The 15,124-nt window shown below is 72.8% G+C and carries 17 protein-coding genes; 8 read left to right on the top strand and 9 right to left on the bottom strand.

Features of this window, described 5'->3' with window-relative positions; translation table 11 throughout:
- Positions 1–4 precede the first annotated feature (4 nt).
- Entirely contained in the window at positions 5–598 is a 594-nt protein-coding gene (locus OG338_RS04310) for a TetR/AcrR family transcriptional regulator (protein WP_405936044.1), read from the top strand.
- Here the strand turns inward: OG338_RS04310 and OG338_RS04305 are convergent.
- Positions 588–1,481, bottom strand: coding sequence for a LysR family transcriptional regulator (locus tag OG338_RS04305; protein ID WP_405936043.1), 894 nt, complete (start codon positions 1,479–1,481; stop codon positions 588–590). The two genes, OG338_RS04310 and OG338_RS04305, sit on opposite strands and share 11 nt — an antisense overlap.
- 74 nt (positions 1,482–1,555) lie before the next feature.
- Between OG338_RS04305 and OG338_RS04300 the strand changes: the two genes are divergently transcribed.
- Positions 1,556–1,732: a hypothetical protein gene (locus OG338_RS04300; RefSeq protein ID WP_405936042.1), complete on the top strand. Its 177-nt coding sequence runs from the start codon at positions 1,556–1,558 to the stop codon at positions 1,730–1,732.
- Positions 1,733–1,736: 4 nt separating this feature from the next.
- Here OG338_RS04300 and OG338_RS04295 read toward each other — a convergent pair whose 3' ends face one another.
- Positions 1,737–2,951 carry an acyl-CoA dehydrogenase family protein gene (locus tag OG338_RS04295; protein ID WP_405936041.1) on the bottom strand — a complete coding sequence of 405 codons (1,215 nt, stop codon included), beginning with the start codon at positions 2,949–2,951 and terminating at the stop codon, positions 1,737–1,739.
- A 7-nt stretch (positions 2,952–2,958) separates the two neighbouring features.
- Positions 2,959–3,981 carry a phosphotransferase family protein gene (locus tag OG338_RS04290; protein ID WP_405936040.1) on the bottom strand — a complete coding sequence of 341 codons (1,023 nt, stop codon included), beginning with the start codon at positions 3,979–3,981 and terminating at the stop codon, positions 2,959–2,961.
- A 153-nt stretch (positions 3,982–4,134) separates the two neighbouring features.
- On the opposite strand from OG338_RS04290, the gene OG338_RS04285 reads away from it, so the two are divergent.
- Positions 4,135–5,424, top strand: coding sequence for a glucarate dehydratase family protein (locus tag OG338_RS04285; protein WP_405936039.1), 1,290 nt, complete (start codon positions 4,135–4,137; stop codon positions 5,422–5,424).
- Between the two features lie 47 nt (positions 5,425–5,471).
- Positions 5,472–6,410, top strand: coding sequence for an NADP-dependent oxidoreductase (locus tag OG338_RS04280; protein WP_405936038.1), 939 nt, complete (start codon positions 5,472–5,474; stop codon positions 6,408–6,410).
- Here the strand turns inward: OG338_RS04280 and OG338_RS04275 are convergent.
- From OG338_RS04275 to OG338_RS04260, 4 genes are read right to left on the bottom strand one after another with little or no spacing between them, the layout of a single operon-like run.
- On the bottom strand, positions 6,407–6,718 hold the full coding sequence (locus OG338_RS04275) for a DUF202 domain-containing protein (RefSeq protein ID WP_405936037.1): 312 nt from the start codon (positions 6,716–6,718) through the stop codon (positions 6,407–6,409). The genes OG338_RS04280 and OG338_RS04275 overlap by 4 nt on opposite strands.
- On the bottom strand, positions 6,715–7,110 hold the full coding sequence (locus OG338_RS04270) for a YidH family protein (RefSeq protein WP_405936036.1): 396 nt from the start codon (positions 7,108–7,110) through the stop codon (positions 6,715–6,717). The genes OG338_RS04275 and OG338_RS04270 overlap by 4 nt, the downstream gene beginning before the upstream one ends.
- Positions 7,111–7,153: 43 nt before the next feature.
- On the bottom strand, positions 7,154–7,672 hold the full coding sequence (locus OG338_RS04265) for an NUDIX domain-containing protein (RefSeq protein WP_405936035.1): 519 nt from the start codon (positions 7,670–7,672) through the stop codon (positions 7,154–7,156).
- A 29-nt stretch (positions 7,673–7,701) separates the two neighbouring features.
- Entirely contained in the window at positions 7,702–8,592 is an 891-nt protein-coding gene (locus tag OG338_RS04260; protein WP_405936034.1) for a DMT family transporter, read from the bottom strand.
- Positions 8,593–8,774: 182 nt separating this feature from the next.
- On the opposite strand from OG338_RS04260, the gene OG338_RS04255 reads away from it, so the two are divergent.
- Entirely contained in the window at positions 8,775–10,430 is a 1,656-nt protein-coding gene (locus OG338_RS04255; protein ID WP_405936033.1) for an FAD-binding dehydrogenase, read from the top strand.
- Between the two features lie 101 nt (positions 10,431–10,531).
- Positions 10,532–11,773, top strand: a complete 1,242-nt coding sequence (locus OG338_RS04250) for an FUSC family protein (protein ID WP_405936032.1) — start codon at positions 10,532–10,534, stop codon at positions 11,771–11,773.
- Positions 11,774–11,788: 15 nt separating this feature from the next.
- Here the strand turns inward: OG338_RS04250 and OG338_RS04245 are convergent, their stop codons facing one another.
- Positions 11,789–12,226 (bottom strand): ASCH domain-containing protein, encoded by a 438-nt coding sequence (locus OG338_RS04245; protein ID WP_405936031.1) that lies wholly within the window; start codon positions 12,224–12,226, stop codon positions 11,789–11,791.
- A gap of 111 nt (positions 12,227–12,337) precedes the next feature.
- On the opposite strand from OG338_RS04245, the gene OG338_RS04240 reads away from it, so the two are divergent.
- Positions 12,338–13,105 (top strand): molybdopterin-dependent oxidoreductase, encoded by a 768-nt coding sequence (locus tag OG338_RS04240; RefSeq protein WP_405936030.1) that lies wholly within the window; start codon positions 12,338–12,340, stop codon positions 13,103–13,105.
- Positions 13,047–13,730, top strand: coding sequence for a cytochrome b/b6 domain-containing protein (locus tag OG338_RS04235; protein ID WP_405936029.1), 684 nt, complete (start codon positions 13,047–13,049; stop codon positions 13,728–13,730). The genes OG338_RS04240 and OG338_RS04235 overlap by 59 nt, the downstream gene beginning before the upstream one ends.
- Here the strand turns inward: OG338_RS04235 and OG338_RS04230 are convergent.
- Entirely contained in the window at positions 13,716–15,113 is a 1,398-nt protein-coding gene (locus OG338_RS04230) for a GntP family permease (protein ID WP_405936028.1), read from the bottom strand. The genes OG338_RS04235 and OG338_RS04230 overlap by 15 nt on opposite strands.
- Between the last annotated feature and the right edge of the window lie 11 nt (positions 15,114–15,124).

Genomic DNA, 15,124 nt, shown 5'->3' with positions numbered 1-15,124 from the left:
GGCTATGGCCAAGGAGACGGACGGGAGCGGCACCCCCGTCCCGCAGCGACTGCTGGCCGCCGCCACCCGGCTCTTCGCCGAGCAGGGCTACGACCGCACCTCGGTGCAGGAGATCGTGGAGGCGGCCGGCGTCACCAAGGGGGCGCTCTACCACTACTTCGGCTCCAAGGAGGACCTGCTCCAGGAGGTGTACGCCCGGGTGCTGAGGCTCCAGCAGGAGCGGCTCGATGCCTTCGCGAACGCCGAGGCGCCCATCGAGCAGCGGCTGCGCGACGCGGCGGCCGACGTCGTCGTCACCACCATCGAGAACCTGGACGACGCCTCGATCTTCTTCCGCTCCATGCACCACCTGAGCCCGGAGAAGAACAAGCAGGTACGGGGCGAGCGGAGGCGCTACCACGAGCGCTTCCGCGCCCTGGTCGAGGAGGGCCAGTGCAGCGGCGTGTTCTCCACCGCCACCCCGGCGGACCTCATCGTGGACTACCACTTCGGCTCGGTCCACCATCTGTCGACCTGGTACCGCCCGGACGGCCCCCTCACCCCGCAGGAGGTCGCCGACCACCTGGCGGACCTGCTGCTCCGGGCGCTCAGACCGTAGCGGAGGCGGGCTCCTTGCCGCACAACCGCCCGAGCAGCGCCTCCGCCGCCGGGTTGCGCGGCCGGGGCGCCCGGCCCACCAGCAGCACGGTCCGGCCCGGCTCCGGCTGCCGGATGGTCACGCACGGCAGCCCCGCGTCCTCGCCGATCCGGCGCGGCACGATCGCCACGCCGATGCCCGCCCGGACGAGGTCGACCAGCAGCCGGATCTGCGTGACGTCACAGGTGATGCGGCGCTCCAGACCGCAGTGGGCGGCCAGTCTGCGCACCGCCGTCTCCAGGCCGGTGCCCGCCCGGAAGTCCACGAACGGCTCGTCGGCGAGATCCCTGACCAGGGTGCGCCCCGCCGTCGCGAGGGGGTGCCCGGGGGCGGTGATCAGCACCAGGTCCTCGTGCCAGGTGGCGAACGCGGTGATGCCCTCCGGCAGCTCCGCGGCGTCCGGCGCCAGATAGGCGAGGTCCAGTTCCCCGGCGCGCACCGCCGCCACCAGCTCCGGTGTCGTCGCCTCGCGCAGCGAGATCTGCACCCCGGGCCACAGCCGGTGGAACGCGGCCAGCTCGGCGGCCAGGTCGACGCAGGTCAGCGTCTGGATCGTGCCGACCCGGACCCGCCCGGTGGCCAGCCCCGACACGGCCGCCACCGCGTCCCGGGCGGCGTCCGTCCCGGCGAGCACCGTCCGCGCGGCGGGCAGCAGCGCCCGGCCCGCCTCGGTGAGGACCACCCGGCGGCCGGTGCGGTCGAAGAGCTCGGCGCCCAGCTCCCGTTCCAGGTTGCGCACGGACGTGCTCAGCGCCGACTGCACGATCAGCTCGGCGCGGGCGGCGGCGGTGAAGCCGCCGTACGTGACCACCGCCATGAAGTGGCGGAGCTGGCGAATCTCCATGCATCTACATTATCGATGGGTGGCAGCGAATCCATCTGTTGGACCGCCTCCCGGGCCGGGGTCAAGCTGGATTCATGGCGCACATCCAGAGCCCCACCCCCGCCCCCGTCCACATCCCCGTCCTGTGGACCGCGGCCTACGGCCCCCACCGCCCCCGCACGGTCCGGCTGCTGGCCCGCGCCCTGCTCCGGGTACGGGCCTTCGCCCGCGAACTGGCCCTGGCCGACCACGTACCGTACGGGGGTTATTGAAGCGCTACAGATACTTCTTGATCTCCCGCCGGGCCAGCGAGCGCTGGTGCACCTCGTCCGGGCCGTCCGCGAGGCGCAGGGTGCGGGCCGAGGCCCACAGCTCGGCGAGCGGGAAGTCCTGGCCGACCCCGCCCGCGCCGTGCAGCTGCACCGCCTGGTCGAGGATGGCGACCACCGCGCGCGGGGTGGCGATCTTGATGGACTGGATCTCCGTGTGCGCACCCCGGTTGCCGACGGTGTCCATCAGCCAGGCCGTCTTCAGCACCAGCAGCCGCAGCTGCTCGACGGTGACCCGGGCGTCCGCGATCCAGTTCTGCACGACGCCCTGCTGGGCCAGCGGCTTGCCGAAGGCCGTACGGGAGACCGCGCGCCGGCACATCAGCTCGATTGCCCGCTCCGCCATGCCGATCAGCCGCATGCAGTGGTGAATGCGCCCCGGACCCAGCCGGGCCTGGGCGATGGCGAAGCCGCCGCCCTCCTCGCCGATCAGGTTCGACGCCGGCACGCGCACGTCCTCGAAGACGACCTCCGCGTGCCCGCCGTGCCAGTGGTCCTCGTAGCCGTACACCCGCATGGCGCGCTTCACCGTCAGGCCGGGGGTGTCCCGGGGCACCAGGATCTGCGACTGCTGGCGGCGGATGTCCGTACCGTCCGGGTCCGTCTTGCCCATCACGATGAAGATCTCGCAGTCCGGATTCATCGCCCCGGAGATGTACCACTTGCGGCCGTTGATGACGTAGTCACCGCCGTCCCGGGTGATCCGGGTCTCGATGTTGGTCGCGTCCGAGGAGGCGACCTCCGGCTCCGTCATCGCGAAGGCCGACCGGATCTCCCCGGCCAGCAGCGGCTCCAGCCACCGCTTCTTCTGCTCGTCGGTGCCGAATTCGGCCAGCACCTCCATGTTCCCGGTGTCCGGCGCCGCGCAGTTCGTCGCGGTGGGCGCCAGACGCGGCGAGCGGCCGGTGATCTCCGCCAGCGGCGCGTACTGGAGGTTGCTCAGCCCGGCCCCGTGCCCGGTGCCCGGCAGGAAGAGGTTCCACAGGCCCTGCCTGCGGGCCTCCGCCTTCAGCTCCGCCACGATGCGCGGGGTCTGCCACGGCGAGTCCAGCGCGTCGCGCTGCTCGTCCGCGATCCGCTCGGCCGGGTATACGTGCTCGTCCATGAAGGCGAGGAGCCGGGCGCGCAGCTCCTCGGTACGGGCGTCGAATGCGAAGTCCATGGGGGGTTCAGCCTTCCTGGAGGGTGGTGAGGCCGTGCTCGATGAAGACGGGGACGAGATCGCCGATGCGGTCGAAGCCGCCGCCGACCGTCTGGCCCAGCGTGTAGCGGTAGTGGATGCCCTCCAGGATCACGGCGAGCTTGAACCAGGCGAACGCCGTGTACCAGGAGATGGCCGAGGTGTCGCGGCCGGACCGGGCCGCGTAGCGCTCGATCAGCTCGGCGGGGGACGGGTGGCCGGGCGCGCCGCTGGTCGTGGAGACCGGCGACTCCGGCAGCCCCAGGTCGGAGCTGTACATGACGAGCAGTCCGAGGTCGGTGAGCGGGTCGCCGAGCGTGGACATCTCCCAGTCGAGGACGGCCTTGATCTCGTCGTCGGCGCCGATCAGCGCGTTGTCCAGGCGGTAGTCGCCGTGCACCACGGTGGGCGCGGGGGAGCCGGGCAGCGCGCGGCCGAGCGCCGCGTGCAGCTCCTCGATGCCGGGCAGCTCGCGGTTGCGGGAGGCCGCCAGCTGCTTGCCCCAGCGGCGCAGCTGCCGGTCCAGGAAGCCCTCCGGCCGCCCGAAGTCGCCGAGACCGACCGCCTCGGGGTCCACGGCGTGCAGCTCGACCAGCGTGTCGACCAGGGCGAGGACCGCCGCGCGGGTGCGCTCCGGGCCGAGTGGGGCCAGCTGCTCCGCCGTGCGGTACGGGGTGCCCTCCACGTACTCCATGACGTAGAACGGCGCGCCGATCACCGCGTCGTCCTCGCAGAGCAGCAGCGGTTCGGGGACCGGGACCGCCGTTGGGTGCAGGGCGCTGATCACCCGGTGCTCGCGCTTCATGTCGTGCGCGGTGGCCAGGACGTGCCCCAGCGGCGGCCGGCGGACGACCCAGCGGCCGGTGCCGTCGGTGACCAGGTACGTCAGATTCGACCGGCCGCCCTCCACGACGCGGGCGTCGAGCGGTCCGCTCACCAGTCCCGGGCGCTCGCGGTCCAGGTGTCCGCGCAGCCGGTCGAGGTCGAGACCTGGCGGATGGACGTGGCTCATCGTGCGTACCTCCGGGGTGGGCGAACGGTCGCTCTCATGATGCCGACCAGTCGGTATGTCGTCCAGTACGCCCCCGGAACCGGATGCGGAGTCTCCGGTCCCGTCACCGCCCCACCCCTGGCTTTCGGTCGTATCCCTGAATAGAGTTCACGTATGGATACCGCGCTGCTCATCGAGGAAGTCCGGCTGACCCCGATCCTCATCGCCGACCCGCCCCTGCTCAACACCCAGGGCGTCCACCAGCCGTACACGCCCCGGCTCGTCGTGGAGGTCGTCACCCGGGGCGGGGTCACCGGGATCGGGGAGACCTACGGCGACGGCAAGTACCTGGAGCTCGCCCGGCCGCTGGCCGCCGCCCTGCCCGGACGGCCGGTCAGCGATGTGAACGGGCTGTTCGCCCTCGCCGACGAGGTGTGCGGCGACTCACGGGCGGCCGACGAGCGGGTCGACGCGGGCGGGCTGCGCGGCGTCCAGACCGCGGACAAGCTGCGGCTCTCCGTGGTCTCCGGCTTCGAGGTGGCCTGCCTGGACGCGCTCGGCAAGGCCACCGGGCTCCCGGTGCACGCGCTGCTCGGCGGCAAGGTCCGGGACCGGGTCGAATACAGCGCGTACCTCTTCTACCGCTGGGCCGCCCACCCGGACGGCGGGGAGCGCGACGACTGGGGCGCCGCGCTGGACCCGGCCGGGGTCGTCGCCCAGGCCCGCCGGTTCGCCCGCGACCACGGCTTCTCCTCCTTCAAGCTCAAGGGCGGCGTGTTCCCGCCCGACGAGGAGATCGCCGCCGTCCGCGCGCTCGCCGAGGCGTTCCCCGGGCAGCCGCTGCGCCTGGACCCCAACGGCGCCTGGTCGGCGGAGACCTCGCTGTACGTCGCCGAGCGGCTGAAGGACGTCCTCGAATACCTGGAGGACCCGGCGAGCGGCACGGACGCGATGGCCGCCGTCTCGGCCGCGACCGGGGTGCCGCTGGCCACCAACATGTGCGTCACGACGCTCGCCGAGGTCCCCGAGGCGTTCGCCCGGGACGCCGTCCAGGTCGTGCTGTCCGACCACCACTACTGGGGCGGGCTGCACCGCACCCGCGAACTCGCCGCGATCTGCCGGCTGCACGGCGTCGGGCTCTCCATGCACTCCAACACCCACCTGGGGATCAGCCTCGCCGCGATGACGCACGTCGCCGCCACCGTCCCCAACCTGGACTACGCCTGCGACAGCCACTACCCCTGGCAGACCGAGGACGTCATCACCGCCCGCCATGTCTTCGAGGACGGCCGCCTCACCGTCTCCGACGCCCCCGGCCTCGGCGTCGAACTCGACCGGGACCGCCTCGCCGCGCTGCACCGCCGCTGGCTGGACGACGACGGCACGATGCGCGAACGCGACGACGCCGCCGCCATGCGCAAGGCCGAGCCGGACTGGCGTACCCCGTCGATCCCCCGCTGGTGACACCCGGCTGAGTTGCGGGCGCCCCGGACCGCGCCGAGGGTCGGAGCATGAAGGCGATCAGCTACAGCGGATTCGGTGACGAGAGCGTCCTGGAGTACGGGGAGCGGCCCGACCCCAAGGTCGGCCCCGACACCGTCCTGGTCAAGGTCCGGGCCGCCGCGGTGAACCCCGTCGACCGGGCGACCCGGGAGGGCAAGCTCGACTCCGTCCTGGACACGGTCTTCCCGGTGATCCCCGGCTGGGACGTCTCCGGGGTCGTCGTCCAGCCCGGCGTCGCCGTGGCCGAGTTCGCGGTCGGCGACGAGGTCATCGGCTATGTCCGCGAGGACTTCCTGAGCCGGGGGACCTTCGCCGAGTACGTGGCCGCGCCCGTGCGCACCCTCGCGCGCAAGCCCCTGCGGCTGAGCTTCGAGGAAGCGGCGGGCCTGCCGCTGGCCGGACTCACCGCCTACCAGGTGCTCCACCGCACCCTGCGCGTCCAGGAGGGCGACACCGTCCTCGTCCACGCGGCGGCGGGCGGCGTCGGCTCACTCGCCGTCCAGCTCGCCCGGCACGCCGGCTGCCGCGTCATCGGCACCGCGAGCGAACGCAACCACGACCACCTGCGCACGCTCGGCGCGGAGCCCGTGGCATACGGGGACGGGCTGGCGGACCGGCTGCGCGCACTGGCCCCCGACGGCATCGACGCCGCCTTCGACACGGTGGGCGGGGAGGCCCTGCGCGTCTCCGCGGAGACCCTGGCCCCGGCCGGCCGGCTCGCCTCCGTCGCGGACCCCGAGGTCTTCTCGTACGGCGGCCGGTACGCGTTCGTCCGCCCCGACGCCGATGATCTGGCGCACCTCGCGGAACTGGCCGAGCAGGGCATCGTCACCGTCCACGTCGACCGGGTCTTCCCGCTGGCCGAGACGGCGGCCGCCCAGCGGCTCAACGCGGCGGGCCGGACACGCGGCAAGATCGTCGTCACGGTGGACTGGGACCCGGCCTAGAAAAGCATGAACGCCGCGAACACCGCCAGCGCCACCGTGCACGCGGCGGCCGTGAGCGCGCCCGCCGCCTCCATCGGCCGCGGCCGGGCGCCGCCCATGGACTGCACCCGGCGGTTCGCGATCCACAGGAACCCCAGCCAGGCCAGGGTGCTGAGCGACAGCGCGATGACCCCCGAGTCCGTCGCCCCGCCGTGCAGCGCCTGCCGCACGGCCAGCACCGCGGCCACCGTGCACGACAGGGTCGTACGCCGCCACGCAAGCCGGGTCCGCTCCGGCTGGAGCCCCGGATCGCGCTCCCCGGCGGTCACCGGCCCTCCCAGCCGAAGAGGACCACCACCACTATCGCCACCGCCACCACGGCGACCGCGATGCTCAGCAGCGTCGGGAACCGCGAGACCGGCAGGTCCTCGCCGCGCCGCATCGCCCGCTCGCACCGCACCCAGTGGTTGACCGCCCGCAGCGCGCACAGCACACCCGCCGCGAGCAGCGCGAGCGCCAGCCCCGTGCGTACCGTCCGGGACAGCTCCGGCAGGAACTGGTCGACCGCGAAGCCCCCGCCGATCAGGGCAAGCGCCGTCCGGATCCAGGCGAGGAAGGTCCGCTCGTTGGCGAGCGAGAAGCGGTAGTCGGGGGTCTCGCCCTCGGCGCGGACGCGCTCCGGCGCGAACCACAGCCGCAGGCTCTGTACGAATTCGTTCACGCCTGGACCTTATCCGCCGCTTTTCCGTCCGCTTCCGACCGGCTCAGGCCGCTTCCCGGAACGCCCGCAGCCGCCGGTAGCAGTCCAGCCCGTCCGGCACCCACAGCCAGTCGCCGATCCGCCGCTCCAGCTCCGCGTCGGTCAGGAAGGTGTGCCAGGCGACCTCCTCCACCTGCGGGTTCACCGGCAGCTCGCACCTGACCCGGTAGACCGACGACCACCAGGTGTGGTGGCCGCCCTCGTCCTCGTACAGGAACTTGAACAGCGGCTCCGGGCGCGGGAGCCCCGAGACGCCCAGCTCCTCCTCGGCCTCCCTCAGCGCCGCCTCGTCGTAGCTCTCGCCCGCGCCGACCACCCCGCCGACGAACATGTCGTAGTGCGAGGGGAACACCAGCTTGGCCGCGGTCCTGCGGTGCACGAAGACCCGGCCCCCGGCGTCCCGCGCCTCGATGAACACGCACCGGTGGCGCAGGCCCCGGGCGGTCGCCTCGCCGCGCGGCGCCTGCCCCACCACCACATCGTTCTCGTCCACGATGTCCAGGATCTCGTCGAGAGGATTCATACGGGCCATCCAACCGCAGCGCCCCGCGCTCAGTGCCGCTGGAGGCTGTGCGTACCGCGCCGCACCGGGCCCTCCGGCATCGCCGGATGCATCCCCAGCAGCACGATGCCCGTCACGATCGCCGCCAGCCCCGCGGCCTGCCAGGCCAGCGCGCCCGCGTCCGTCCGCACCTGGTCGCCCAGGAACCCGATCCCGCAGGCGATCCCGGCCAGCGGCTGAGCGGCCGTCAGCGCGGGCAGCGACATCCGCAGCGGCCCCGTCTCGAAGGCGCTCTGCACCAGCAGCAGACCGGTCAACCCGAGCACGAGGACCGCGTACGGCTGCCAGGACGTCAGCAGGCCCGACCAGCCGCCCTCCGAGAAGCGCTGACCGCTCACCCGGGTCAGCGCGTCCTGTAAGCCGTAGAGCAGCCCGGCCGCCACCGCGAGCAGCGCCGGGGACGTCCGCGACCTGCGGCGCTTGGCGAACGCGGTCAGCAGCAGGGCGAGCCCGGCCACCACCCCGACGACCAGCCAGTGCCGCAGCGGGCTCGACACCGCCTCGCCGCCCTTCGGCTCGCCCGCCACCAGGAACGCGGCGACCCCGAGGGCCAGCAGCCAGAGCCCGGCCCAGCCCTGGCGACCCAGGCGCTGGCCGGTGCGGTGCCGGGACAGGGCCATCGCGAAGAGCAGGTTCGTCGCCAGCAGCGGCTCCACGACGGAGACCTCGCCCTTGCCGAGCGCCAGCGCCCCCAGCACCATGCCGCACACCATGAGCCCGATGCCCGCCAGCCAGCTGCGCACCTTCATCAGGTCGAGCAGCAGCCGGAAGGTCAGATAGTCGCGCTTGGGCGCGTGCGCGGCGGCTGCCTGCTGGAACACGAAGCCGAAGCCCAGACAGCAGGCGGCCGTCACGGCGAGCACGAGGACCAGCACCGACACGCTTGTCCACCCCACGTCAGGCCGGAGGAGGGTGATGTGTTCCGACGATAACCGCCCGCCCCGGCCGGTGCGGCGACGGCGCGGCCGACCGGGGCGGACGGCCGGGCGGTTGACGCGGGGACGGGCGGTGCCCAAGATCTGACGCACGAGTAACTTCGCGAGCCCCGACAAGGATGGAAACCATGGCGTACGACGCTGATGTGATCGTGATCGGGGCGGGGCTCGCCGGGCTCGTGGCCACCGCGGAGCTGGTGGACGCGGGGCGCTCGGTCCTCGTGCTCGACCAGGAGCCCGAGCAGTCGCTCGGCGGCCAGGCGCACTGGTCCTTCGGCGGCCTCTTCCTCGTCGACTCGCCCGAACAGCGCCGGATGCGCATCAAGGACAGCCGGGAACTGGCCCTCCAGGACTGGCTGGGCACGGCCGGTTTCGACCGCGAGGAGGACCACTGGCCGCGCAAGTGGGCCGAGGCGTACGTCGACTTCGCGGCCGGTGAGAAGCGCTCCTGGCTGCACGCCCGGGGCATGCGCTTCTTCCCCGTCGTCGGCTGGGCCGAGCGCGGCGGCTACGACGCGAACGGCCACGGCAACTCGGTGCCCCGCTTCCACATCACCTGGGGCACCGGACCCGGTGTCGTCGCCCCCTTCGAGCGCCGGGTCCGCGAGGGCGTCGCCAAGGGCCTGGTCACCTTCCGCTTCCGCCACCGGGTCACCGGCCTCGCCCGCACCGGCGGCGCCGTCGACACCGTGACCGGCGAGGTCCTGGAGCCGAGCGCCGCGCCGCGCGGGACCGCGAGCAGCCGGGAGACCACGGGCTCCTTCGAGCTCCGGGCCCAGGCGGTGATCGTCACCTCCGGCGGCATCGGCGGCAACCACGACCTCGTACGCGCCCAGTGGCCCGAACGGCTCGGCACCCCGCCGGCCAAGCTGCTCTCCGGCGTCCCCGCGCACGTCGACGGGCTGATGCTCGGCGTCGCCGAGAAGGCGGGCGCCCACCACATCAACCGCGACCGGATGTGGCACTACACCGAGGGGATCGAGAACTGGAACCCCATCTGGGACAAGCACGCCATCCGCATCCTGCCCGGCCCGTCCTCGCTCTGGCTGGACGCCACCGGCAAGCGGCTGCCCGTCCCGCTCTTCCCCGGCTTCGACACGCTGGGCACCCTCGAACACATCATGCGCACCGGCCACGACTACACCTGGTTCGTGCTCGACCAGAAGATCATCGGCAAGGAGTTCGCGCTCTCCGGCTCCGAACAGAACCCCGACCTGACCGGCAAGTCCGTCCGCGGTGTGATCGGCCGCGCCCGCGCCGACGTCCCGGCCCCCGTGAAGGCGTTCATGGACAACGGGGCGGACTTCGTCGTGGAGAAGGACCTCGGCGCCCTCGTGCGCGGCATGAACGCGCTCACCGGGGACGGGCTCATCGACGAGGACGCGCTGCGCCGCGAGATCACCGCTCGCGACCGGGAGATCGCCAACCCGTTCACCAAGGACCTCCAGATCACCGCGATCCGGGGCGCCCGCAGCTACCTCGGCGACAAGCTGATCCGCACGGCGGCGCCCCACCGCATCCTCGACCCGAAGGCCGGGCCGCTCATCGCCGTACGGCTGAACATCCTGACCCGCAAGTCGCTCGGCGGCCTTCAGACCGACCTGTCGTCGCGCGTCCTGACCGGGGACGGCACCCCGCTGCCCGGGGTGTACGCGGCGGGGGAGGCGGCCGGCTTCGGCGGCGGCGGGGTGCACGGCTACCGCTCGCTGGAGGGCACCTTCCTGGGCGGCTGCATCTTCTCCGGCCGCGCGGCGGGCCGGGCGGCGGCACAGGCGGTCGGCTGAGGCGGTCGGCCGGGGCTTTCCGCCCCTCATGGCGCGTCCGTCCGGTGGGGTTCCGGGGGCGGAACCGTGGCGAGGCGGCCCCATCCGGGCATGGGAAGAAGATGCCAGGAGTAGCCGAACCCGTCATCAACCTCGTCCGGCGCACCACCGAGCCCGTGGCCGCGCAGACCCTGCGCTCCACGGGCGCCGCGGTCATCGCCTATGCCGTGGCGACCGCGACGCTGACCGAGCCCGCGCCCCTGACCGCACCGCTGACCGCACTGCTCGTCGTCCAGGTCACCCTCTACGCCACCGTCAACATGTCGGTGAAGCGGGTGGTGGCCGTCGTCGTCGGCGTCCTCATCGCGAGCGGCTTCAGCTCCCTGGTCGGGCTGTCCTGGTGGAGCCTGGGGCTGACCATCTTCACGGCGCTGATCGTCGGCAGACTGGTCCGGGTGGACGAATTCGTCCCGGAGGTGGCGATCAGCGCGATGCTCGTCCTCGGCGTCACCTCGGGCAGCGCACGGTCCAGCATGGCCTGGGAGCGGGTGTTCGAGACGCTGATCGGTGCCGGGGTCGGCCTGCTGTTCAACCTGCTGTTCGCCCCGCCCGTCTGGGTGCAGACCGCGGGCGCGTCCATCGACGGACTGGCCCGCGAGATGGGCCAGATGTTCCGCGATCTGGGCAGCGACCTCGCCCGCCCGGTCACCGTCGCGGAGGCGGCCGACCGGCTGCACCGGGCCCGTCGGCTCGACCACGACATCGTGGAGGTGGATGCCTCCCTGCGGCAGGCCGAGGAGAGCCTGATGTACAACCCGAGGGTGCGGCAGGGACTGCTGCACCGGGTGGTGCTGCGGACCGGTCTGGACACGCTGGAGATCTGCGCGGTCGTCGTCCGGGTGCTGTCCAGGACCCTGACCGACCTCGCCAAGGACCGGGGCGACGCGCCCCAGTTCCCCGCCGAGGTCGCCGCCCATATGACGGAGCTGTTCGAGCAGATGGCGGGTGCCATCGAGAGCTTCTCGCTGCTCATCACGACCCCGGTCGCCGCCAACGCCGAGGAGGCCGAGGACCGGCTGACCGACGCGCTCGACACCAGCCGCAGGACCCGTGACCTGGTGGCGGACATGCTGCTGGCCGCCGTCCAGGAGCACCCCCGGAAGTGGCAGCTGCACGGGGCGCTGCTCGCCGAGGTGGACCGCATCCTGGACGAGCTGGACATCGAGAAACGCGCCGAACGCCTGGGCCAGGAACTCGACCGCCGCTCGGCCGTGCTGCACGAACGCCATCCCCGGGTGCTCGCGTTCCGCCGCCGTCTGGGGCTGGTGAAGGGCGCGGACCGGGGGAAGCGGTCGGAGTCGTAGGGCCCCGCCTCCGGATCAGGTCGAGTCCGCCCCGATGCGCTCGACCACCCGGAACCGTTCGGCGACGATCATCGTCCCGTCGTCCACCGTGAACTCCGGGTCGCCGAGCGCGTCGCGCATCTCCTCGCTGTGCCAGAACCGCTCGTGGCCCGCCCGCCACTCGGCGACCGACGCATAGCCCTCGCCCTCGTCCAGCGCGTGCTGGAGATCCACGTCTGCCAGCGGCAGCACCCGTACCTCGGTCACTTCGAGTACGGCGATCTCCCGGCCGTCCGAGTCGATCAGGGCCGACCGCTCACCGACCGGCGGCAGCTCCTCCTGCTCGATCTCGTACTCCACGAGCAGTCCGGAGGTCGACACCTTCCGCCCGTCCAGGACCGCGGCGACCAGCTGGTCGCGCAGCGGGCCGGGGAAGGCGAGCAGGAAGGGCTTGAGCGCTTCACGGTTCTCCATGGCGCCAGTCTGGCAGCCGGCCCCGGACCGGCGCCCGGGTAAATCTGACGGGACGGTGACGGCCCGCCGCCGCCCCTGGCGTCCCGGCGCCCCGGGTGCTCGAATCGTCGGGTGAACAGTTCCCCACCCGACGACGGCCCACCCGACGACGGCCCACCCGACGACGGCCCGGACGGCGTCGGCGCCCCCGTCGGGCGCCGCGTGGTCCTGGCCATGCTGGGCCTCGGCGCCGCCGGACTCGTCGCCGCGCCCGTGCTGCAACGGACCCTGGAATCGGGCCTGGGCGCGGTCGCGGGCAAGGACCCCACGGGGCTCACCGGGCTGCTGCCCAACGGCGGTGGCTTCCGCTACTACTCCGTGGCCTCCTCCGTACCGGCCAGGGGCGCCGCCGACTACCGGCTCGGGATCGACGGGCTGGTCGACCGCCCGGCCACGTACACGCTGGACGCCCTGCGCGGCATGGAGCAGACCCGGACCGTCCGGGACGTCCAGTGCGTCACCGGCTGGCGGGTGCCGCAGACCCCCTTCGAGGGCGTGCGGCTCTCCGCCCTGCTCGACGCGGCCGGGGTGCGGCCCGGGGCGAAGGCCGTCCGCTTCACCTGCTTCGACGGGACCTACAGCGAGAGCCTGACCCTCGCCCAGGCCCGCCGCGCCGATGTGCTCGTGGCGCTGCGGATGAACGACGCGCCGGTGTCCCACGCGCACGGCGGCCCGGTACGGCTCTACGTGGCCCCGATGTACTTCTACAAGTCGGCGAAATGGCTCTCCGGGATCACCGTCACGGACTCCGTACGCCCCGGTTACTGGGAGAAGCTCGGTTATGACGTCGACGCCTGGGTCGGCCGGTCCAACGGCCGCGAGGACGCCCCCACCGTCTGAACCGGCCGGCCGGGTCCACCGGTTCGCCCGCCCGGTGCGCCTGGTGCACCGGGCCACCGCCGCGCTGATGCTGCTGTGCGTGGCCTCGGCCGCCTGCCTGTACGTGCCGCAGCTCGCCGAACTCGTCGGGCGCCGCCACCTCGTGGTCACCGTGCACGAGTGGTCCGGGCTGCTCATCCCCGTACCGCTGCTCGCGGGTCTCGCGGCGCGGTCGCTGCGGGCGGATCTGCGGCGGCTCAACCGCTTCGGGCCGCACGACCGGACCTGGCTGCGGGCCGCTCTGCGGCGCGACCGGCGGCCCGGTGCGCGGCCGGCCGGGAAGTTCAACGCCGGGCAGAAGCTGTACGCGGCGTGGATCGCCGGGGCGGTGCTGGTCATGGCCGGCACCGGGCTCCTGATGTGGTTCACCGGCTTCGCCCCGCTGGTGTGGCGCACCGCCGCGACCTTCGTCCACGACTGGCTGGCCCTCGCGGCCGGCCTGGTGCTGGCCGGTCACATCGCCAAGGCATACGCCGACCCGGAGGCACGCCGCGGCATGCGCTCCGGGTCGGTGGGCCGGGAGTGGGCCCGCCGCGAGCACCCGCTGTGGGCACCCGGGGCGGAGGACCGGCTAGAGGACCAGTGACAGCAGCAGGATGAAGACCAGCGAGGCCACGGAGATGATGGTCTCCATCACCGACCAGGTCTTCACCGTCTGGCCCACGTCCATGCCGAAGTACTCCTTCACCAGCCAGAAGCCGGCGTCGTTGACGTGGCTGAAGAAGAGCGAGCCCGCGCCGACGGCGAGGACCAGCAGGGCCGCGTGCGAGGTCGACATGTCGGCCGCCAGCGGGGCGACCAGACCGGCCGCCGAGATCGTCGCCACGGTCGCCGAGCCGGTCGCCAGCCGGATCGCGACCGCGATCAGCCAGCCGAGCAGCAGCGCGGGGATCGACCAGTCCTCGGAGAAGTCCAGGATCATCTGGCCCACACCCGCGTCGATCAGGGTCTGCTTGAAGCCGCCGCCCGCGCCCACGATGAGCAGCACCCCGGCGATCGGGGCGAGGGACTTCTCCACGGTGGTGGAGAGCCGCCCCTTGGTGAAGCCGGCCGCCCGGCCCAGCGTGAACATGCCGACGAGCACGGCCGCGAGCAGCGCGATCAGCGGCGAGCCGATCACATCGGTGACCTTCTGGAGTCCCTGCTCCGGGTCGTCCACCACGATGTCCACCAGCGCCTTGACCAGCATCAGCACGACGGGCAGCAGGATCGTGGCGAGGGTGGCGCCGAAGCCGGGCCGGCGCTCCAGATCCTCGGAGGGGCGCTGCGGGATCATCTTCTCCGGCGCCTTGATGTCCACCCAGCGGGCCGCGTAACGCGAGAAGACCGGTCCGGCCAGGATCACCGTCGGGATCGCGACGACCACCCCGAGGGCCAGCGTGACGCCGAGGTTGGCGTCCAGCGCGTCGATCGCGACGAGCGGGCCGGGGTGCGGCGGGATGAGCCCGTGCATCACGGACAGGCCGGCCAGGGCCGGGATGCCGATGCGCATCAGGGAGTAGTTGCCGCGCTTGGCGACGAGCAGCACGACCGGGATCAGCAGGACGATCCCGACCTCGAAGAACAGCGGCAGGCCGATGATCGAGGCGATGAGGACCATCGCCCACGGCATGGCCCGCTTGCTCGTCCGCGCCAGGATCGTGTCCACGATCTGGTCGGCGCCGCCGGAGTCCGCGAGCAGCTTGCCCAGGATCGCGCCGAGCGCGATCAGGACGCCGACGCCCGCGACGGTCGAGCCGAGGCCCGCGGTGAAGCTCGCTATCGTCTTCGCCGGCGCGGCCCCGGCGAAGGAGCCGAGCGCCAGCGAGCCGATGGTGAGCGCGAGGAACGCGTGCATCTTGAACTTGGTGATGAGCAGGACGATGACGGCGATGCCCGCCAGGACGGCGATGCCCAACTGCGCGTTGCCGGCCGAGGTGATCGGTTCGACGGCGTCCGCTGCCAGCGTCTCGACGCTGAGACTGGTCACGGTGGTGGTCC

The organism is Streptomyces sp. NBC_00726, assembly GCF_045161735.1.
Classification (GTDB): domain Bacteria; phylum Actinomycetota; class Actinomycetes; order Streptomycetales; family Streptomycetaceae; genus Streptomyces.
The sequence above is the reverse complement of the archived record's forward strand: the minus strand, read 5'-3'. Positions and strand labels throughout refer to the sequence as shown.